22 protein-coding genes are annotated in these 21,686 nt (G+C 32.4%); 12 read left to right on the forward strand and 10 right to left on the reverse strand.

The annotated features are described in order from the left end of the window. Position 1: 1 nt before the first annotated feature. Positions 2-1,567, reverse strand: coding sequence for an acyl-CoA carboxylase subunit beta (locus tag EW093_RS03310; protein WP_149567022.1), 1,566 nt, complete (start codon positions 1,565-1,567; stop codon positions 2-4). A 218-nt stretch (positions 1,568-1,785) separates the two neighbouring features. On the opposite strand from EW093_RS03310, the gene EW093_RS03315 reads away from it, so the two are divergent. The 5 genes from EW093_RS03315 to fabV all read left to right on the forward strand — a co-directional run bounded on the left by EW093_RS03315 (position 1,786) and on the right by fabV (position 7,044). Beyond that, positions 1,786-2,769 carry a beta-ketoacyl-ACP synthase III gene (locus tag EW093_RS03315; protein ID WP_149567023.1) on the forward strand — a complete coding sequence of 328 codons (984 nt, stop codon included), beginning with the start codon at positions 1,786-1,788 and terminating at the stop codon, positions 2,767-2,769. A gap of 125 nt (positions 2,770-2,894) precedes the next feature. Then, positions 2,895-3,824, forward strand: coding sequence for an ACP S-malonyltransferase (locus EW093_RS03320; RefSeq protein ID WP_149567024.1), 930 nt, complete (start codon positions 2,895-2,897; stop codon positions 3,822-3,824). A 3-nt stretch (positions 3,825-3,827) separates the two neighbouring features. Then, on the forward strand, positions 3,828-4,577 hold the full coding sequence (fabG, locus tag EW093_RS03325) for a 3-oxoacyl-[acyl-carrier-protein] reductase (RefSeq protein ID WP_149567025.1): 750 nt from the start codon (positions 3,828-3,830) through the stop codon (positions 4,575-4,577). Positions 4,578-4,638: 61 nt separating this feature from the next. After that, a complete protein-coding gene (gene fabF, locus EW093_RS03330) occupies positions 4,639-5,871 on the forward strand; it encodes a beta-ketoacyl-ACP synthase II (RefSeq protein ID WP_149567026.1) in 1,233 nt (410 codons plus the stop codon). 3 nt (positions 5,872-5,874) lie between these two features. After that, complete coding sequence (gene fabV / locus EW093_RS03335) at positions 5,875-7,044, forward strand: enoyl-ACP reductase FabV (protein WP_149567027.1); 1,170 nt, start codon at positions 5,875-5,877, stop codon at positions 7,042-7,044. A 36-nt stretch (positions 7,045-7,080) separates the two neighbouring features. Here fabV and EW093_RS03340 read toward each other — a convergent pair whose 3' ends face one another. Together EW093_RS03340 and EW093_RS03345 are read right to left on the reverse strand one after the other, a co-directional pair. Beyond that, on the reverse strand, positions 7,081-7,989 hold the full coding sequence (locus EW093_RS03340; protein ID WP_149567028.1) for a response regulator: 909 nt from the start codon (positions 7,987-7,989) through the stop codon (positions 7,081-7,083). Beyond that, a complete protein-coding gene (locus tag EW093_RS03345; RefSeq protein WP_149567029.1) occupies positions 7,990-12,291 on the reverse strand; it encodes a PAS domain S-box protein in 4,302 nt (1,433 codons plus the stop codon). Between the two features lie 106 nt (positions 12,292-12,397). On the opposite strand from EW093_RS03345, the gene EW093_RS03350 reads away from it, so the two are divergent. Both EW093_RS03350 and EW093_RS03355 read left to right on the forward strand, forming a co-directional pair. Next, positions 12,398-13,192 (forward strand): thymidylate synthase, encoded by a 795-nt coding sequence (locus tag EW093_RS03350; protein WP_149567030.1) that lies wholly within the window; start codon positions 12,398-12,400, stop codon positions 13,190-13,192. Beyond that, a complete protein-coding gene (locus EW093_RS03355; RefSeq protein WP_149567031.1) occupies positions 13,189-13,665 on the forward strand; it encodes a dihydrofolate reductase in 477 nt (158 codons plus the stop codon). Before EW093_RS03350 ends, EW093_RS03355 begins: the two co-directional genes overlap by 4 nt. Before the next feature lie 23 nt (positions 13,666-13,688). Here EW093_RS03355 and EW093_RS03360 read toward each other — a convergent pair whose 3' ends face one another. The 5 genes from EW093_RS03360 to EW093_RS03380 all read right to left on the reverse strand — a co-directional run bounded on the left by EW093_RS03360 (position 13,689) and on the right by EW093_RS03380 (position 17,037). Further along, positions 13,689-14,501 carry a PIG-L deacetylase family protein gene (locus tag EW093_RS03360; RefSeq protein WP_149567032.1) on the reverse strand — a complete coding sequence of 271 codons (813 nt, stop codon included), beginning with the start codon at positions 14,499-14,501 and terminating at the stop codon, positions 13,689-13,691. Between the two features lie 63 nt (positions 14,502-14,564). Further along, positions 14,565-14,837: a hypothetical protein gene (locus tag EW093_RS03365; protein ID WP_149567033.1), complete on the reverse strand. Its 273-nt coding sequence runs from the start codon at positions 14,835-14,837 to the stop codon at positions 14,565-14,567. A gap of 101 nt (positions 14,838-14,938) precedes the next feature. Beyond that, positions 14,939-15,700, reverse strand: coding sequence for an MBL fold metallo-hydrolase (locus tag EW093_RS03370; RefSeq protein WP_149567034.1), 762 nt, complete (start codon positions 15,698-15,700; stop codon positions 14,939-14,941). 3 nt (positions 15,701-15,703) lie between these two features. After that, a complete protein-coding gene (locus EW093_RS03375) occupies positions 15,704-16,042 on the reverse strand; it encodes an arsenate reductase family protein (RefSeq protein ID WP_149567035.1) in 339 nt (112 codons plus the stop codon). Then, positions 16,039-17,037 (reverse strand): FAD:protein FMN transferase, encoded by a 999-nt coding sequence (locus tag EW093_RS03380; protein WP_149567036.1) that lies wholly within the window; start codon positions 17,035-17,037, stop codon positions 16,039-16,041. Before EW093_RS03380 ends, EW093_RS03375 begins: the two co-directional genes overlap by 4 nt. A 29-nt stretch (positions 17,038-17,066) precedes the next feature. On the opposite strand from EW093_RS03380, the gene EW093_RS03385 reads away from it, so the two are divergent. The 5 genes from EW093_RS03385 to asnS are packed head-to-tail and all read left to right on the forward strand — an operon-like array spanning position 17,067 to position 20,672. Further along, positions 17,067-17,432 carry a NusG domain II-containing protein gene (locus EW093_RS03385; RefSeq protein WP_149567037.1) on the forward strand — a complete coding sequence of 122 codons (366 nt, stop codon included), beginning with the start codon at positions 17,067-17,069 and terminating at the stop codon, positions 17,430-17,432. Then, positions 17,407-17,937, forward strand: coding sequence for a Gx transporter family protein (locus EW093_RS03390; protein ID WP_187759813.1), 531 nt, complete (start codon positions 17,407-17,409; stop codon positions 17,935-17,937). The genes EW093_RS03385 and EW093_RS03390 overlap by 26 nt, the downstream gene beginning before the upstream one ends. Positions 17,938-17,951: 14 nt before the next feature. Further along, a complete protein-coding gene (locus tag EW093_RS03395) occupies positions 17,952-18,476 on the forward strand; it encodes a hypothetical protein (protein WP_149567039.1) in 525 nt (174 codons plus the stop codon). An 8-nt stretch (positions 18,477-18,484) separates the two neighbouring features. Further along, positions 18,485-19,267 (forward strand): M15 family metallopeptidase, encoded by a 783-nt coding sequence (locus tag EW093_RS03400; protein ID WP_149567040.1) that lies wholly within the window; start codon positions 18,485-18,487, stop codon positions 19,265-19,267. Positions 19,268-19,295: 28 nt separating this feature from the next. Beyond that, complete coding sequence (gene asnS, locus EW093_RS03405; protein WP_149567041.1) at positions 19,296-20,672, forward strand: asparagine--tRNA ligase; 1,377 nt, start codon at positions 19,296-19,298, stop codon at positions 20,670-20,672. A 28-nt stretch (positions 20,673-20,700) separates the two neighbouring features. Here the strand turns inward: asnS and EW093_RS03410 are convergent, their stop codons facing one another. Together EW093_RS03410 and EW093_RS03415 are read right to left on the reverse strand one after the other, a co-directional pair. Beyond that, positions 20,701-21,174, reverse strand: coding sequence for a hypothetical protein (locus EW093_RS03410; protein WP_149567042.1), 474 nt, complete (start codon positions 21,172-21,174; stop codon positions 20,701-20,703). A 1-nt stretch (position 21,175) separates the two neighbouring features. Beyond that, positions 21,176-21,607: a hypothetical protein gene (locus tag EW093_RS03415; protein WP_149567043.1), complete on the reverse strand. Its 432-nt coding sequence runs from the start codon at positions 21,605-21,607 to the stop codon at positions 21,176-21,178. Positions 21,608-21,686 lie beyond the last annotated feature (79 nt).

Raw genomic sequence — 21,686 nt, forward strand, 5'->3', positions numbered from 1 at the left:
CCTATAGAGGAATATTCCCATGTTTCTTAGGAGGTAGCGCTTCACGTTTAGTCTTTAAAATATTTAAAGCGTCTACTAATCTTTTTCTTGTCTCTGATGGCTCTATAATAGCATCTATATATCCACGTTCTGCAGCAATATATGGTGTATTAAATGCTGTTTCATACTCAGCAATTTTTTCATCAATAACAGCTTGCTTATCATTCTCATCAGCTGCTGAAATAGCTTTTCTATATGATGCAATAATACCAACGGCACCCTTTGCACCCATTACAGCTATTTCAGAACTTGGCCATGCAAACATCATATCTGCACCTAAATGTTTAGAACTCATTGCAATGTAAGAACCACCATAATTTTTTCTAGTAACAACTGTCAACTTAGGAACTGTAGCTTCAGAGTATGCCCATAACATTTTAGCACCATGACGAATTATACCATTATGCTCTTGATTAACCCCAGGAAGAAACCCTGGTACATCTACAAATGAGATTAAAGGAATATTATAGGCATCACAAGTTCTAATAAACCTAGTCATTTTATCCGATGCGTCAATATCTAAACAACCAGCTAAAAACATTGGCTGATTTGCAACAATACCAACAACTCTACCATCTAAACGCCCATATCCTACTATTGCATTTTCAGCAAAAAGCTCTTGCACTTCATAAAAATAACCATCATCTAAAACCTCTTCAATAATATTTTTCATATCATAGGGAGCTCTAGCATCATCTGGAATAACTGTATTTAAATCAGGACAATCTCTATGTGGATCATCACTAGAGTGAATTGTTTCTGGCTCTTCCATATTATTATTAGGTAAAAATGAGATCAACTCTCTTATACTCTCTAATGCATCTTGATCACTCTCACACGCAAAATGAGCATTACCTGACTTTGCATTATGAACAACTGCACCACCTAGCTCTTCAAATGTAGTTTTCTCACCTGTAACAGACTCAATAACACTTGGACCTGTAATAAACATATAACTAGTTTTTTTAACCATAAATATAAAATCAGTCATAGCAGGAGAGTATACAGCCCCTCCAGCACAAGGTCCCATAATACATGATATTTGAGGAATAACACCTGAGGCCCTTGAATTTCTAAAGAAGATATCCCCATAACCCTTTAAAGAGTCTATACCTTCTTCTACCCTTGCTCCTCCAGAGTCATTTAATCCGATTATAGGAACTCCACACTTCATTGCTAGGTCTTGCACTTTTACGATTTTTGCAGCGTGTTGCTCCCCTAAAGATCCACCTCTAGCGGTAAAATCTTGAGAGTATGCAAAAACAGGCCTTCCTTCAATTAAACCATGCCCTGTAATAACACCGTCTGCCGGTATATCAACATCTTGAAAATTAAAGTTTGTAGAACGATGTTTAACAAACATATCAATCTCTCTAAACGTACCTTCATCAAACAGAATATCAAGTCTCTCTCTAGCTGTAAGCTTATTTTTATCATGTTGTTTCTTAACACGATCTTCTCCACCCATTTTCTTTATTATTTCTTCTCGCTGTTTTAACTCTTTAAGCTTGTCAGCTACTGTAGACATTGGTTGCTCCTCTTAACTGTAAAGTTAACTGTTTATTATTTTAACGCCAGCCTGTTTAATGTCAAGATAAATGAAGATAAAATAAACAAATTAGCAAAAACGTCAAAAAAATCTTTAATAAAAAATATATATAGGGTAAAATATGGAAATTAGATTATTGACAACAATACATTTTTTGTCAAAAATAAATCTAAGAAAGAATAATATGGAGAAAATATATGGGTGTAAAAATATTATCAGTAGGTGCATGGACCCCTAGCAAAGTTTTAACCAACGATGATCTTACAAAAATGGTTGATACTTCTGATGAGTGGATAAGAACAATGACTGGTATTTGTGAAAGACGAATAGCTGATGAAGATACAGCAACTTCTGACATTGCATATAATGCAGCAAAAATTGCTTTAGAAAGAGCAAAAATAAATGCCGATGAACTTGATATGATAATTGTAGCTACTGCTACCCCAGACTATATAGGTTTCCCAGCAACGGCTTGTATTGTACAAGACAGAATAGGCGCTACAAAAGCAGGGGCCTTTGATTTAGTTGCTGGTTGCTCAGGGTTATCCTACGCTATTGAGGTAGCTCGAGGCTTAATAAATAATGGTAGAATGAAAAATATTATGATAATTGGAGCGGAGAAACTCTCAAGCATTGTAAACTGGAATGATAGAAGTACTTGTTGTCTATTTGGTGACGGGGCAGGCTCACTAATATTATCAAAGGGTAGTGATGCTGATGGAGATATTATTGACTCAATTGTTAGAGCTGATGGTAGTGGAGAGTGCGCCTTAAAAATTAATGCGGGAGGTTCTAGAAACCCAATAAAAGATACTCTTCCAGATATTACAGAAAGAACTCTATATATGGACGGTCAAGCTGTTTACAACTTTGCAGTTAAAGTTAATACAGAGATGGTTAAAGAGCTTTTAGAGAGACATAACTTAACTGCAGATGATATTGCATGGATTGTACCTCACCAAGCAAACTATAGAATAATTAAAGCTGCGTCAAAGCGATTAAAACTTGATGAGTCTAAATTTTATATGAACTTAAAAGATTATGGAAATACATCTGCAGCAAGTATAGGTATAGCTCTAAACGAGATGCATGAAAAAGGACTGCTAAAACGAGGAGATTACATTATAACAATGGGATTTGGAGCAGGATTAACATACGCTGCAAACCTTATAAAATATTAAACTCTTTTTATAGAGACTTTATTGTAAGTTGGAAGAAATTCCAGCTCACTATTAATGCATAAAGATATACTTTACGGGTCGGAACAAGTTCCTGCTCGCCTATGCAACCAAGGAGATTTATTAGAATGAATGTATTTTTATATCCTGGACAAGGAGCCCAATACCCATTAATGGGTACTGATTTTTATGAAAACTCAGATGCAGTTAAGGAGCTTTTTGATATTGCACAAAAAGAGACTGGAATTGATGTCAAAGAGTTATTATTTAATGGTAGCCCAGAGGATCTTAAACAGACAGATAATACACAAGTTGCAATAACTTTAGTGAATTTAGCATCTACTATAATGTTAAAAGAGAAGGGAATAGATCCAAGTGGTGTAGCTGGATTTTCTTTAGGTGAATATGCAGCTTTAGCAACAGCAGGAGTGGTTTCAGTTAAGGATGTATTTAAACTTGTAAAAAAACGAGGGGATGTTATGCAATCCGTTTGTGAGGGTTTAAAAGAGTCTAAGGGTGAAACAGGAATGTCAGCTGTATTAAGAATTACACCAGAAGTTATTGAAGATGTAATAAAAACGTCAGGGATAGATGGTGTATATATGGCAAACTATAATAGCCCTTCTCAAACTGTAATATCAGGACTTAAAGAGAGCTTATTAGCAATTGAACCACTACTAAAAGAGGCTGGGGCTAGAAGGGTTGTACATCTACAAGTCTCTGGACCATTCCACTCCCCATTATTAGAAGAGGCAAAGAATCAATTCGAAGATTTTTTATCTACAATTACTTTTAACGATCCACAAATGCCTATATATTCTAATGTAACTGGAGATATAATCAAAAGTGGAGAAGAAGCAAAAAAACTTTGTGGCGATCAAATTATCTGTCCAGTAAAATGGATTTCAATTGAAAACAAAATAAAAGAAGCAGGCTTTACAACAGCCTATGAAAGTGGACCTGGAAAAGTTTTAACTGGACTTTTTGCAGGAATAGATAAAGAATTTAAATCAATCCCATCAGGGACTTTAGAAGATATTCAGGGAATACAGGAGTAAGAAATGTCAGGATTATTAGAAGGAAAAAAATTATTAGTTACAGGTGGTTCTAGGGGAATCGGAAAGGCTATTGCAGTTAAAGCTTTAGAAAATGGGGCTATTGTATACAACCTAGATCTTGGTATTGATCCAGATATGGCAGAAATGGAAACTCTTGCAAAAGCGAACAATACAGAAATATTTGGTTATACGGCTGATGTTAGTAATGAAGAACAAGTAGTTGAAGCTTGTAAAAAAATCTTAGAACATGCTGGATCAATTGATATATTAGTAAACAACGCTGGAATAACTAGAGATGGACTAATGATGAGAATGAAAACTAAGGATTGGGATGATGTTATTAATATTAACCTTAAATCTGCATTCTTAATGAGTAGAGAAATTTCAAGAGCTATGATGAAAAAAAGAACTGGTTCAATTATTAATATGTCATCTGTTGTTGGTGTTCAAGGAAATGCTGGACAAACAAATTATTGTGCATCTAAAGCGGGACTTTTAGGTCTTACAAAAGCTTTAGCGAAGGAAATTGGTTCAAGAAACGTAAGAGTTAATGCAATTGCACCTGGTTTTATTACTTCTCCAATGACTGATAAATTATCTGAAGAAGTTCAAGCTAATTACAAATCTGCAATTCCATTGGCAGCCTTTGGTGAAGCGGATGATATTGCAAATGCTGTTTTATACTTAGCATCAGATATGTCAAAATATGTAACAGGACAGGTTCTAGGTGTTAATGGTGGATTAAACATGTAATATGAAGTTTGTTAACAAACTTCAATTTGAGTAATTATAAATATATACTGAGGATTTTAAAATGAGAAGACGAGTTGTTGTAACAGGAATGGGAACAGTTAACCCACTTGCGAAAAACGTGAAAGATACATGGGATGCTTTAAAAGAAGGAAAATGTGGAGTAGCACCAACTACTTTAGTAGATGTTTCTAATTATCCATCTAAGGTTTCCGCTGAAGTTAAGGATTGGAAAGCTTCAGATTTTATAGATAAAAGAGCTGCAAGACAGATGGCTAGATTTACACAGTTTGCATGTGTAGCAGCAAAAGAAGCTATGGAAGACGCAGGACATAAAGAGGGGACCTTTGACCCATTTAGAACAGGAGTAATTCTTGGAAATGGTATTGGTGGTTTTGAAATAATTGAAGATGGATATAAGCAAATTTTTAATGGTAAAAGTGTTGCTCCAATGACTATTCCAAAACTTATTCTTAATGAGGGTCCAGCTAACGTAGCGATAATGCATGGAATTAAAGGTCCTTGTCATGCAGTTGTAACAGCATGTGCGGCAGGAACTGATGCTATTGGAAATGCATTAATGTCTATTAGGTCAGGCCAAACCGATATGGTTATTACAGGTGGAATGGAAGCTCCAATCTCCCTACTAGCTATTGATGGTTTTTGCAAAATCCAAGCTTTAACTACAAATGACGACCCTAAAACAGCTTGTAGACCCTTTGATAAAGATAGAGATGGTTTTATTCTAGGTGAGGGTGCTGGAATTTTAATACTTGAAGAGTTAGAGCATGCTAAGGCAAGGGGTGCTAAAATTTATGCAGAGCTTGTTGGTTATGGACAAACATGTGATGCAGGACATATTACAGCTCCTTCCCCAGATGGAGAAGGTGGAGCAAGATCTATGACAATTGCGCTACAAGATGCTGGTATGGAACCAGAAGAGATTCAATATATTAATGCCCACGGAACATCTACACCTAAAAATGACCCTATAGAGACAAATGCTATTAAGACTGCATTTGGTGAGCATGCTTACAAATTAAAAGTATCTTCAACTAAGGGTATGACAGGACACTGTGTAGGTGCAGCTGGTGGTATCGAAGCGATTATCTCAGTATTAGCAATCAATAACAACTTCTTCCCTGCAACTATTGGATTAGAAACAGAAGATGAATTATGTGACCTAGACTATGTAAAAGGAAAGGGTGTTGAGGGTGAAATTAAGGCAGCTTTAACAGACTCACTAGGTTTTGGTGGACACAACGGTTCACTTATATTTAAACAATACGAGGATTAATAAATGACAGTAGAACCAAGAATTAGAAATGGAATATGTATGACAGCTCACCCAAAAGGTTGTGCCCTAGCTGTTCAAAAAGAGATAGATTATGTAAAGTCTCAACCTAAATTCAACGGAGCTAAAAAAGTGTTAGTAGTTGGAGGATCTACAGGTTATGGACTTTCATCTAGAATATCCTTAGCCTTTGGATCAGGTGCAGGAACTTTAAATATCTCTTTTGAAAAAGAAGGTTCTGAAAAGAGACCTGCTACTCCGGGATTTTATAATAATAGGGCTTTCGATGAGAAAGCGAAAGCTGAAGGTTTAATTGCTGAAAGTATAAATGCTGATGCATTTTCCCATGAGACAAGAAAAATTGCCATTGAGAGAATAAAAGAGCTCTTTGGTAAAGTTGATATGATTGTCTACTCCTTAGCATCTCCTGTTAGACCTGATCCAGATACTGGAGAGTTATACAAATCATGTTTAAAACCCTTAGGTGAAACATATACAGCAAAATCAGTTAACCCTGAGAAGGGAACTGTAACTGAAGTTTCAATAGAACCAGCGGATGAGTCTGAAATTGCCCCAACTGTAAAGGTTATGGGGGGTGAAGATTGGATGTTATGGATCAAAGCTTTAAAAGAGGCAGATGTTCTTGAAGATGGTTTTAAAAGTATAGCCTACTCCTACATTGGTCCTGAGTTAACTATGGCTGTGTACAGAAAAGGAACTATAGGAAAAGCAAAGGAACACTTAGAGGCCACAGCTAAAGAGATTACAGAGTTTACTAAAGATATTAATGGACAAGCTTGGGTATCAGTAAATAAAGCCTTAGTAACAAGAAGTTCATCTGTTATCCCAGTTGTGCCCTTATATATTTCCCTTCTATTTAAAATAATGAAAGAGAAAGAGATTCATGAGGGCTGCATAGAACAGATGCAAAGAATGTTTGTCCAAAAAATATATAATGGCTCTACTGCAATTGTAGACGAGGAAGGTCGATTAAGACTAGATGATCTTGAGATGAGGGATGATGTTCAAGCAGAAGTTGAAAAAAGATGGGATAGTATTACAAGTGATACACTATCTGAAATGACTGATATTGAGACATATAAATCTGATTTCTTAAAACTACACGGTTTTGGATTTGACGAGATTGATTATACAGAAGATGTAGATTTTCTATAATAAAAAGAGGCAAGCTAAGCTTGCCCCTTTTTATTTTTAGAACAGAGTAATCTCATCTTTTTGTTTTATTTTATAAGTTGCTAGTTTTACAAAATCTTCAAAATGTTCAGCTGATAACTTACCCTCTCTATATATCTTCTCTAATAGAGAGTAAAAAGATGTATCAGTAATACTACCTCCTACTAGTGTCTTTTTATCAATAAGTCCTATTGATACTAAAGCATTAATAGCTCCTTCAATATCAGAAATTGCCATTTTAAGGGGTTCTATTGTTTGGGAGAGAATTTTAAAATACTCTTCCCCTGGCTCTTTTATTAATTTATCAATAGATTCTCGACTCTCATCTAGAATTTTTGCTACTACTTTTAAACTTCCTAAATCATTGGATGCTATTAAGGGAATTAGCTCTTTTACACTCTGTAGTTGATTATCCATATCACTCTTTTGAGTTAAAACTTTTTTTACTCTCTGGGCTAGATATTCCGCCTTATTTTGCATTAACTCAGATGTATTATTAACTTCAATATTTATTAAATTAAGCTGAGCATTTTTTTGATTTAAAAGCTCCCTATTTCTCTTTATCTCTAAATGTGTTTTAACCCGTAGTTCTAATTCAATAGGCTGAAATGGTTTAGTAATATAATCTACGCAACCACACTCAAACCCCTGTTGTAAATCTTCAATTTGTGCCTTTGCTGTAAGAAAAATTATAGGAATATCCATATACTCTTCATGTAACTTAATCATACTACAAACTTCATATCCATTAATCTCTGGCATCATTATATCCAATAGAATCAGATCAGGTCTCTCCTTCTCTAGTAATTCCATAACCTTTTTACCATCTTTTGATGCTATGATTTCATATTGATCCTTCAAAAGAATAATTAATAACTCTATATTTTCAGGAACATCATCTACTATTAATATTTTTTCCTTAACCATCTATTCTCCCTCTATTTCTATAATTATTTCTAATGATTTTTCAAAATCAAAATTCTTAATATGTTTTAAAACATCTTTCAATTTTTTTTCTAGACTATCGTCTTCCACCTTAATTATCAGATCCTCTAAAAGTTTTACACTTTGAATATTATTACTACTAATATATCCCTTTATAACTTCAAGTTCATTTTTTAAATTATATGCATCAATCTGAGTTTTCCCAACCTTTTCTTTTATTTTGTACTCCTTATTAACTTCAAAGAAGTTATCTATACTGTTAAAAAGGGCATTAATGGCCTCTCCAAGGGAGGAAATTAAATTAGAGCAGAGATTATTATCTTCATTGTTGTAGGCATTCTCTATCTTTATGCAAATACTATAGATCTCATTTGCACTAATATTACCTGCAATACCTTTTAGTTTATGAATGACTTCGCAACAAGATTCATAGTCACCAATAGAGTAGAAACTATTTATTTCATTAAATATTCCAGCATTATTCTCTCTAAACCTGGAAATTATTGATAGATAGGATTTCACATCATTATTAATTCGAGCAATACCCTCATGACAATCTAGGTGTTTAATATTAGGAATTTCTAAACTACTCTTATCAATTGGGGTTATTTGTAAATTAGATACCCACTTATTGATTTTAACAAACATATTGTCAAAATTTATAGGCTTTGTAATGTAGTCATTCATTCCACATTTTAAAACCTCATCCTCTACACTCGAAACTGCATTACCAGTTAAAGCAATAATTGGTAACTCTACCTCACTGTACAATTCACGTATTATTTTTGTAGCAGAAATTCCATCTAACTCAGGCATCTGCAGGTCCATTAAAATTATATTATATCTCTTCTCTTTTGCCATTTTAATTGCTTCTAAACCATTACATGCTACATCAATAAAAACTCCATCTTGATTAAGGATTTCAACTATTACTTGTTGATTTATCTCATTATCTTCAACAAGTAAAATATCCATTCTATTATCAAACTCTAGCCTATTCTTAGTTGATTCAATACTATTTGATTCTGTATTAGGAGGACTATTTATCTCCATAATAGTATAAAGTGTATCATCTACAGCACTTCTTGTTATAGGTTTTAATAAAATTGAATCAACACCAACCCTTGTATACTCATTAATAATGTCAGGTCTATTAAAATCACATATAAGTATAGTCTTAGAACTATGTTTGTCATCCAAATTTTTTATCTTCTTAATTGTATCAAGACCATTTAGTTCTGTTAGTTTTAGATCAACAAAAATAATAGAGTATCTTTTAGATTTCTCTTTCTTATTACTATTATATGCTTCAATTGCATCATACCCACTTTTGACACTGTTAACTTTAAAATCATACTCCATTAGAAGATAGGATAATGTGGTTACTAATTCATCATCACTAGAGGCTAAAAGAATATTAGTATTTTTAAACTCTTTTGGAATATCAAATAAATCAAAAGGTTGAGTTCCAACAATATTACACCGACAGGTAAAGGAAAAAGTACTACCCTCCTCAGGTTTACTATTTACTGAGATATCCCCATCCATTAATTTTGATAGTTTTTTTGAGATTGAGAGCCCTAAACCTGTACCACCATACTTTCTAGTTGTAGATGTATCTGCCTGGCTAAAGGATTTAAACATCTTTTTACTCTGCTCTTCTGTTAACCCAATACCTGTATCAATTATATCAAATTTCAATAAAATATCTGTCTCTAACATATTGTCTAGGCTACATTTGATTATAATCTTCCCCTGTTCTGTAAATTTAATTGCGTTACTAACTAAATTTGTTAATATTTGACTAATCCGAAGGGGATCACCATTTAGAAATCTAGGTACAAGCTCATCAACTTTTACTTGTAAATCTAATGATTTTTGACTAGCTTTTTCCTGGAACATATTAAAAATATTATCAACTACTTCATCAAGATTAAAATCAATATTATAGATATCAAGTTTTCCTGCTTCTATTTTTGAAAAGTCTAAAATATCATTTATAATATCCAATAAATTAGTTGAAGCGATATTAATCTTTTTAATATAATTTTCCTGTTTTTCGTTTAGATCAGTTTTAGTTAAAAGATGTAGTAGGCCTACAATTGCGTTCATGGGTGTTCTAATCTCATGGGACATATTTGCAATAAAGTCACTCTTAGCCCTTGTAGCTTCCTCAGCCTTATGTTGGGCTAAAACCCTATCATTTGCTTCGACAGTTAGGGAGATAAAGTTAGATAGAGACTTACCATAGGACTTCTCATCATTCTTCCACTCCTTAGTTGTACTGTTTTCATTGCATAAAACACCCCATATATCACCCCTAACCCATATAGGAATATCAAGTAATGATTTAACATCGTTATCAACTAAGTAGTTATTAATTAACTCAGTAGTTCTCTCATCACTAAAAGCATCGTATACAACCAGACTTTTACACTTTAAAATTGTTTCGAAGTATATAGGAAAATCAGTAACTTTTAACACTGAACCAACTAATGACTGGCCATTAGTTTCCCCATACTCGCTATAACAGGAGAGTTCAGTTTTATCACTGTTAAATAACCAAATACTGGATCTTGAAATATTTAAACCAAGAACTGCATATTGAGAAATTTTATCATATGTATTTTCTATGGATTGGTTAACAAGGTCATCATTCTGAGTAAGTTTTGATAGATATAGACTGTGTTGCTCATATCTAACAGATTTATCCTTTAACTCTTTTTCCCTTATTTTCCGTCTTGTTATATCATCTTTAATAGCAACAAAATTACTTATAACTCCTCTATCATCTAATATTGGAGTGATAGTTGTAGCCTCACAATATATAGATCCATCTTTCTTTTTATTATATATCTCACCCTTCCAAGTTTCACCGGATAAAATAGTATTCCATAACTCTCTATAAAACTGATCACCCATAATACCAGACTGTAGTATTGATGGTTTTTTCCCAATGACATCCTCCTGGCTGTAACCTGAGACTTTAGAGAATTCCTGATTTATATATATAATCTGAGCATCAGTATCTGCAATTATAATAGATACAGGGCTCTGTTCAACAGCTTCAGACAACCTTTTTAACTGTATATTTGTCCTATACTTCTCTGTTAAATCTATACCAAAACCAACAGTATATGTCTGATCATTAATATCTACCTTAGACCCTGTAAATAAAAATGGAATTAAAGTCCCATCCTTACTTCGTATATCAGCCTCAAGAGAGTTATTTCCAATTCCCTTTAACTTTTCAAAAATATCCATATCGGAAGAGTTATCCCTATCGATATGGTTAGTTAATAGGTCTACTTTTTTAATACTTCCTTCGTTTAAACCTAATAAATTCTGAAAAGATTTATTTGATCTTTGTATATCACCCTTATTGTCAAAGGTGTAAAATATTCCAGGAAGATTATTTATAATATGATCAATAAAAGACTTCTCCTCTTCTAACTCCCTTGTTCTAAGATAAACACTCTCTTCAAGTTTTTCATTTAGTTTAATAAGCTTATTTTGAGCACTCTTTTTCTCTGTTACATCGTTATTAAAACCTCTATACCCAATTATTGTCTCATCTTTATCATAAATAGGGGTTATAGAAGTTTGTAAACATATAAAGTTTCCATTTTTGTGTTTATGCCAATTTTCATAATCTTTAATCATGGATTGTAATGTATTAAGTTTACGTTTATATTCAGGAATTGAGGATTGTTCAAGGGTTTCATAGGGTGGTTTACCTAAAAGTTCATGGGGTTCATACCCTAATATATCAACAATATTTTCAGAGATATAGTTAAGGTTTCCATTTTTGTCAGTCTCCCAAATTAAGTCTGCAATATTTTCATTAATATCCTCATATCTTGCGCATTTTTTTTCCAATAATAGGTTGTAACTCTCTAATGACTTGTTTTTTTTAAGTTCATTTGTCGCTTTATTAACTCTAAATATAACCTCTGATTTAACTATTGGTTCAGATATATAATCTACCATACCTATCTTTAATATTTTATACATATTCTCATCGTTATGTTTGCCTACAAAAATAGAGGGTATAGATACCTGACAACTATTTTTAATATCCATAAAACTTTTTAGGCTATCATCCATTGTGTGATTGATAACAAAAATAAGTAGTTGAGGTGTATTATATTTAATACTTGATATCCCTTGTGCTGTATCTTTAACACTAAGTAGATAAAAATCTTCTGGTTCTAATATTTTTTTAAGAGCTTTAGATAATCTAGAGTTTTTATCAATTACAACTATTAAGTTATTAGAATGCATAGAATCTCCATATAATAATTTTAAATTGATACCAAAGTAAAATTCAAATATTTTATTTTTACATGCTCACTATTTTTTTTAACATCAATAATATATATTATTAGATATGAAACAATATTTAGATCTTTTAAAACATGTTATAGATAGTGGGACTCAAAAGGGAGATAGGACTGGAACAGGAACTATTAGTACCTTTGGATATCAAATGAGATTTAACTTAGAAGAGGGATTTCCCCTTGTAACTACAAAAAAAGTCCATGTTAAATCCATCATCCATGAACTTTTATGGTTTCTTAAAGGTGATACTAATATAAAATATCTTAAAGATAACGGTGTAAGAATTTGGAATGAGTGGGCTGATGATAATGGAGAGTTAGGTCCAGTTTATGGTTCCCAATGGAGAAGCTGGCCAACTGCTAATGGTAAGCATATTGATCAAATAACCCAGGTTATTAACTCTATAAAAACAAATCCGGACTCTAGACGACATATTGTAAGTGCTTGGAATGTAGGGGAGTTAGATAATATGGCTCTTCCTCCGTGTCATGCTTTTTTTCAATTCTATGTAAATGATGGGAAACTATCGTTACAACTATACCAAAGAAGTGCAGATATATTTTTAGGTGTACCCTTTAATATAGCATCCTATGGAATACTATTAGCTATGGTTGCCCAGGTAACAGGCCTAAAACCCTCCGAGTTTATTCATACAATAGGTGATGCCCATATATATAATAATCATATCCAACAGGTTAATTTACAGTTAAGTAGGGATCCAAAAACTCTACCAACACTAAAAATAAACCCAGAAGTTACAGACATTTTTGATTTTAAGTATGAAGATTTTACCTTTGAGAATTATACCTGTCATCCAGGTATAAAAGGAGAGATATCTGTATGATATCAATAATTGTTGCAATGGATAGAAATAATGGAATAGGTTGTAATGGAGAACTACTAACCTACCTTCCTGGAGATCTACCACGTTTTAAAGAGTTAACTATAAATAAAACCGTAATAATGGGTAGAAAAACATATGACTCTCTACCTAAGGGACCTCTTCCTAAAAGGGAAAACATAATAATATCTCGAAGTAAGGATCTTCACATAGATGGGGCAATAGTTGTTAACTCCTTAGAAGAAGCAGTTAAAATAAGTTCAAAGGATATATTTATAATCGGGGGCGGTGAAATATATAAACAAGCACTAAATATTGCTGATAAACTATATGTTACTCATATAGAAAAGTCCTTTACTGCGGATACATTCTTTCCACAAATAGGTAGAGAGTGGGAAATATATAGTGAAGAAGTAGTTAATAACAATCCAGAACTAATATTTAGATATACAAATTATAAAAGAGTAAAAAAATAGGCTGTTATATTAACAGCCTTATTTTAAAATAGATCCTTATATCTTCTTGGGTCATATAGATTAAACTCAATATCCCTAAAATATTCAACATTTCCACCCTCTCTTGTACTATCCACAAGAACTGATATTTGTGTTTGGGACTCAAATGCTAAAATTGCTTTTAGTTTATTTTCTAAAGCAGCATCATCACTTGTTATCTTTAAATTTGGATCCTTATCAAAATCACAGTAAACAGCCATTTCATAAACTGGAGGAATCCAACCTAAAGGTTCTCCTAAATTAGGCCAAATAGTTCCTGTTGCATGAAAAATAGACATTAACAACTCATCATATACAACCTTATGATCCATATTTAAGTCTGACCCAGCTGGTACAAAAACTCTAGTTGGTCTTATTTTTCGAAGATTGTATGTAAATGCGTTTTCTATACCTGTACAACCATCAATAACACAGGGATCTCCAGATATGGCTACTCTACGACCTATAAAGTTACTTGTATTACAGTCTGGGAAGTTCAGCCATTTAGCGTTATTAACACCTAGGATCTCAAGACCCTTAAGTGTCTCATTTCTTCTTATTTCTATAATATTGTCCCGATCCTCTTCACTACAGTAGCCCATAGAACCGTCAGTTGTAATTAAAACTGAGACCTTAACCCCATCCTCAATTGCTTTTTGAATAAGAAGAGCACCACCAATTATAACATCATCATCATGGGGTACTACAAAAAGAAGATGCTCCTGTGACTCCCCCTTCCAATTTGTAAATATATCCTTCCAGTTTTTTGAACTTAAACTCATATTATTATCTCTTTTAAAAAGTGTAAAATTACTCATATAACCTCCGCTTAGTTTGAATAGCCAAACTTATATGATGTTACACCTAAAAATCAATTCTGGCTAGTTATAATTTTTCCTACCACTTCTTTCTGAACCAGTAAAAAGAGATACAACAACAGCACCAATTAAAATTAGTGTTACAGAACCTACAGAGATAAAGGGTATCGATATAATAAATAAAAGGGGTAATAGTGGAATAAATATACAAGCTATTACAATCTTAATTATAAAACCTGCTCCTACCAATAAAACACCAAATACAAAAAAAAGAATTTTGAACAGTATAACAGCACCCAAAAAAATAAATAGACTAATTAAAAACAGACCAAACATTGTGTCCTCCTAAACTTATTAAAGCAATTATAATGCCAACTTAATATATAGCCAGTATGATCATTTAGACTGAAAATAGTGGTAAATAATACCATTACAGGTTAAATTAACCCTAAAGCCTCATCACAGGAGACAGACTCATCCCTATTACAAATTCTATAGGGGATTTCACCGGTATATAGTTCAGAAAAATCCCTCTCGACGGCTTCTATGCTGTTATTGTTTTTAGAAAGATGACATAGATAGACATAGGATATACAACAATTGTCATCACTAGTTAGATCATTAAGAAAATTTATTGCTGAAATATTTGATAAGTGTCCAACATTAGACTGAATTCTTCTTTTAAGAAAGTCAGGATAAGGTCCAGATTTTAACAGCTTATCACAGTAGTTTGCCTCTAAAAACAGTAGATGGGATCTTTTGGCTAAATTATACATCTGGGGTGTTATCATTCCAGTATCTGTAATAATTGTCACTCTTTTTTCTAAAATCTTAAAGTAGAAACTTATAGAGTCTTTAGCATCATGGGATAGATCAAAGGGCATAATGTTAAGTTCATTTATAACATAGTGTTTAAATGGTTCTATTGGTTTATGGATATAAAAATCACCCTTTATATTTTTATGAGCATAAACAGGAATTTCCAAATCCCTAGAGAGAGGCCCTACTCCCTTAGAGTGGTCTGAGTGGGTATGAGTAAGAAAAACTGCTCTTATATCCGTGTATTTAAAACCTAATTTATTAACCCTTAACTTAAACTCTTTTAAGGAAAAGCCATTATCTATAACAAAAAGGTCCTTCCCAACTTCAAAAATATAAGAGTTTGCAGACGAACCAGATCCAATTACAGCGTATCTCATCAACTATTCCTCAATTAAAGACTTTATAGCTTTTTGATCAAAACCAATAATAACCCTATTCCCACTTCTAATTATAGGGGTAACTAAAAGATCTGGATGCTCTAAAATTTCTTCAAGGGGATTATAATCCATATATATAAAATTTTTCTTTTTAAAAGTTACCGAGTTTTTATTTATCAGATCCTCAGGGTCTCTACCAGATGATATTTTATTTAACTCACCAACACTAATTCCACGCTCTTTAAGGTCTGCAAAGTGGTATTTAATAGACCGATCTTTAAAAAACCTTTCAACTTTTTGTGTATCTTTACACTTTTTTGTACCTATAATCTGAATATTCATGGAATTATACTATATGTTTCATCTTTAAGAGTAAATATATTCTTAAGGGCATCAGTTATATAAATCTCCTTATTTCTAGTAATAAAGACTCCTTCAAACTCTATAGACTCCCTAAGCTTCTTAACATCAGATATACTTCTTCCAAAAGTTATAGTAGACAGGGCATCTCCTTTTATTGCCGATGAATCTAATATAGATGAACTTATAATATCTCCATTTTTAGGGTAACCTGTAAAACTATCTAATATATGATGATATCGAATGCCATCCTCTATAAAAAACCGTTCATAATCACCACTAGAAACAAACGATGACTCCTCAACCCTCAATAAACCGATATAATTACCCCTAATTTTTCTAGGGTGCTGAATTCCAATACTCCACAAGCTATTACTATTTTTTAAACCTATTAGATCTATATTACCACCTAGATTTATAATGGCAGATTTAACACCTCTACTTACTAAAAAATCTTTTAACCTATTAGAAGCATAACCCTTGGCTATTCCTCCTAGATCAATGGACATATCTTTGTTCTGTAACATAACTTTTTTATCTTCAATAATAATATTGTTATAATTAACTAAGGGTAATAAATTCTCTATATCACGACTATTTGGAACAGTAGTTTTATTATTAATATCCCAAAGAGAGATAAGGGGTCCTATTGTTATATCAAATTCACCATTTGAAATAACCCCATACTTTATACCCTCTCTAATAACAGTAAGGGTAGATTCTGATGGTTTATAAAAAGTAATACCAGCCAATCTATTTATATTACTAACATCACTATCAAAAACATGGGAACTCATTAGATTTTCAATTTCCATAATCTGAGCCTTTACCTCTTCAATATCAATTGGAGAAGAGTTATAAATAGTTATGCTACATGTAGTATTTAGACCTAAAAAACTAAAATTTTGTCTCTCTTTAATATTACTGCAACTAAGTGAAATAATAATTAAATATATTATTGTAATCTTTCTTAACATAATAACCCCAGATAAGATATACTCCTATTATGATATTTAAACCCCTAGATGCTCTAGTAGTTATATGCACAATTGTAGTAATAACTATTTTTTTTATAAATACACTAAACAACAGTAATAGTAGCAGTTTTGTCAAGATTGAAGTAGTAGGTAGAGAGTATTTATACCCTCTAGATAAAGATGAAGATTATACATTTCATGGGGAAATAGGAGATACAACTGTAAGGGTATTAGATAACACAGCGAAGATTATAGAGTCTCCCTGCTCCAACAAAACCTGTATAAAAATTGGAGAAATCTCCAAAAGTGGTCAGAGTTCAGCCTGTTTACCTAATAGAATACTTATATCAATAGTTGGAGATCATGATAATGAAGTCGATGCCATCACGTTCTAATAGTTACAATATAATACCTATTTTAGGAGCACTTTCCCTTTTTTTCTCGGTTATTGAGTATATTATACCTAAACCTATACCATTCCTTAGAATAGGACTTGCAAATATACCAATCCTACTCTCCCTAGTACTACTAACCCCTAAAAAGACTATTTTATTAATTTTTATCAAGTCAATTGGTTCTTCACTAATTGCCGGGACTATCTTTAGTTGGATTTTTTTATACTCACTTTCTGGATCTTTAGCTAGCGGGATTATTATGTTAATCTTTTACAGAGTTTTTAATAGATGGATTTCAATGATAGGTATAAGTGTTATTGGAGCATTAAGTAGTAACTTAGTACAAATATCATTTGCAACACTACTACTAGGTTCTGGAGCTAAGTATATTGGGTTGCCTATACTTATTACAGGATTAATAACAGGTATAGTTATCGGATATTTCACTAATAATTTTTTAGACAAGTCCCTTTGGATAAGGAGTAACAAATTAAACATACAGTAGGTTTTTTATCAATTTTGATGTTTCTATTTATTAATAACCCATATTTAAAGCTAATAACTGCTATTTTTTATATAATAATAACATTTTTATCCGGATTTAGAGTAAAACTTCTTCCTAATATCTTGCTATTTACATCTATTTTAATAGTTTCTCTATTTAGTCCTGTAGGACTAGTTATAACGAATATTGGACCAATGACAATAACCTTAGGAGCACTGGAGAATGGATTATATAATTCAGCCCTATTAATTGGTCTATTATATCTATCAAAGCATATAAGTATGTCTAATATTAAGTTTTCAGGAACAACTGGTATTCTAATTAGAGATACATTTCACTATTTTAACCAGCTAACCTCTGGTGATAAAATTAAATTTAAGGGATTTATAGAACAAATAGATAATAAGCTTTTAAATCTTACACCTTATAATTCAGACAGTAATACAAATGAGGTAAAAAAAACAAAGGATAATAGTAAAATAATCTTTGTTATAACCCTATCTCTTATCCTCCTTGACAAATTATACCATAATTTTTAGTTTTACTTATGAGAAATATTTTTTACATAACTTTATATATAGTAATATTATCAACTTCAATTTATACCCAAAATTTACATAATAAATTTAATATAAATAGTGATGACCTAGCGAAGGTAATTATTAATGAAGATGAAATTACAAAAAAAGCCATAACAACTACTCCTGTCAACTTTCTAACACTTGTAGATAAACTCCTTAATAATAGTGTTGATTTAACCTTAGTTGATAAAAACCATAGACTATTAGAAAACTATATCCCTCCTAAAATGGTCAATTTAAGTGATTTCGATCTGCACACAAGATATAAAACAATGCTTTTTGCCCAATATGCAATAGATGATTTTATTCAGATGTCAAATGATGCAAAGAAAAATAATATCGATATTTTTATAGCATCAACCTATAGATCCTATGGTTTTCAAAATAGAATATTTAACAATATGAAAAATTTTCACGGTGAAGAAAAAGCAGCAACAATTGTGGCATACCCAGGAGCGAGTCAACACCAGCTAGGAACAGCTGTTGATTTTGGGACAATAACAACAGCTTATGCTTACACAGATGCTGGTAAATGGTTAAAAGAGAATAGTTGGAAGTATGGTTTCACCCTATCCTATCCCAAGGGAAAAGAGAGTTTAACAACATATATATGGGAACCTTGGCACTATAGGTATATTGGACCTGCAGGAGCACTAATTCAACGAAATTATTTTAACGACATACAGCAAAATTTTCTTATTTTTTGGGATAAATACAGTGCATTTTTTTTAGAAAGGCATATACACTAAGATTTTATTTTCTGTATAATACCATATTATGGATAGACGGATAAAAGAGATTCTACAAACCCCTGCAAAAGAGCAGGAATTGACAGTTAATGGCTGGGTTAGATCCAAAAGAGATTCTAAAGCAGTATGTTTTATAGCATTAAATGATGGTTCATGTATGAGTAATATACAGATCATTATTGATAAAGAGAATTCTAATGAGAATTTATTAAATGCTATAAATCAGCTTAATACCGGTGCTAGTTGTAGTGTAAACGGAATTCTAGTTGAGTCTTTAGGTAAGGGTCAAACAGTCGAAATACAGGCAAAAAATATCACTGTCCTAGGGGAAGCTCCAGATGATTATCCTCTGCAAAAAAAGAGACACTCATTTGAATTTTTAAGGGATATAGCCCATTTACGACCAAGAAGTAATACATTTGCTGCTGTTGCTAGGGTTAGAAACGCAATGAGTTTTGCTGTGCATAAATATTTCCAAGAGAATGGATTCCTATATGTAAATACACCTATAATCACAGAGAGTGATGCAGAAGGTGCTGGAGAGATGTTCCAAGTTACAACTATTCCTATGGAGAAACTATCAGGTGGAGTTGACTATACAAGGGACTTCTTTGGTAAAAAGGCATCCTTAACTGTTAGTGGCCAACTAATGGGTGAAACATACGCTACAGCCCTTGGTAATATATACACCTTTGGACCAACGTTTAGAGCAGAAAACTCCAATACTACAAAACATTTATCTGAGTTTTGGATGATTGAACCAGAGATGGCTTTTTGTGATATTAATATGAACATAGACATTGCTGAGGAGTTTTTAAAATATATATTACAGTATGTACTAGACAACTGTCAGGAAGATATGGCGTTTTTTAATCAACACATAGAAAAGGGTGTTATTGAGAAACTAGAGAATGTAATTAAGAGTGAGTTTAAAAGGGTTACATACACCGAGGCTATAGATATTTTAGAGAAATCTAATGAGAAATTCCAATACCCTGTAAGCTGGGGAATAGACCTACATACAGAGCATGAAAAGTACTTAACAAAACATTTTAATGGAGCTGTTGCAGTTGTTGACTATCCTAAGGATATTAAAGCCTTCTATATGAAACTAAATGAAGATGGAAAGACTGTAAGAGGTGTAGATATTTTAGTTCCTAGACTAGGTGAAATAATTGGTGGATCCGAAAGAGAGAATGATTACGAGACGCTTTTAGGGAAAATCAAAGAAGTAGGGTTAGATCCTGAAGAGTACTCTTGGTATTTAGATACAAGAAAGTATGGCTCTGTACCACATTCAGGTTTTGGTCTTGGATTTGCAAGATTGATAATGTATGTAACTGGTATGGAAAATATTAGGGATGTTATACCCTTCCCAAGAAGTTCTAAAAATCTTAAATTCTAAAAAAAGCTGCTTATGCAGCTTTTTTTATCTACTCTTCCCTATACATATCAAACCTATAACCAAAACTGAGGGAAAAAGTATAGACAAAACTACTCTCATATTCAAACATTGTATACCCCATAATTGGGATACCCCTTATAAAAAAGTTATTATTTAAAATATACTCTATTGGGAATCTAATTAAAAAAATTGATGAGAATTTATCTAGGGAAACATTCAATAGAACCCCACTTCCTAGGCCTATTTTTAACTGAGAACTATTAAGATCCCTACTGTATAAAAAAAGATCTGTAGAGAAGGTCATCCCTTTGAAATGGATAAATGAGTAATCAAAATTTAGGTTTATATTTTTAGAGTTTATAGTTAAACCAGAGGATATACCAACATTTAACATTATATAACTCTCATTTGGATTACTGTTATAAAATTGAAATAGCCTACTCTCTTGGGAGTAGACTATAAATGATAGATTAAAAAATATAAGAAACAGTAAATGCTTCAAATTATAGTCCTACTCTAACTCCAAGACCTACTTCAAAATCAAATGTAGGTTTAGGAATTATAGGTACTATAGGCTTAGCTTGAAGATAGATATCTAAACCATTTAATATTTCCCTAATTTTAAATACTAGTTCTACTGGAACAATAATATTTAAGCCAAAATAATTATCACTAATACCAATTCCTGCACCAGCTGCAACATTCCAAGAGAAACCATTAGCAATTCCGGCTCCTGCTAGTGTATAGTCTGCACTTAAACTTAGGGCACTGTTTGTTAAAGCTGTAATTGATAACTCAACCTCTACTTTTCCACTACTAGCTGTTGCAGTAAAACCTGAAGGCTCAAATACACCCATACCACCAACAGTTACAGCACTAGCTGTTCCAATAGTAGTAACAATAAAAAATAAGATAACTATTCCTTTTTTCACCATAATAAACTCCATTAAAAAAAATTATGTAATGTTAGCATTAATAATTATAAATTACTATAAATATTTCATATCTAACATT

Source organism: Thiospirochaeta perfilievii (genome assembly GCF_008329945.1).
GTDB classification, from domain to species: Bacteria; Spirochaetota; Spirochaetia; order DSM-2461; family DSM-2461; genus Thiospirochaeta; species Thiospirochaeta perfilievii.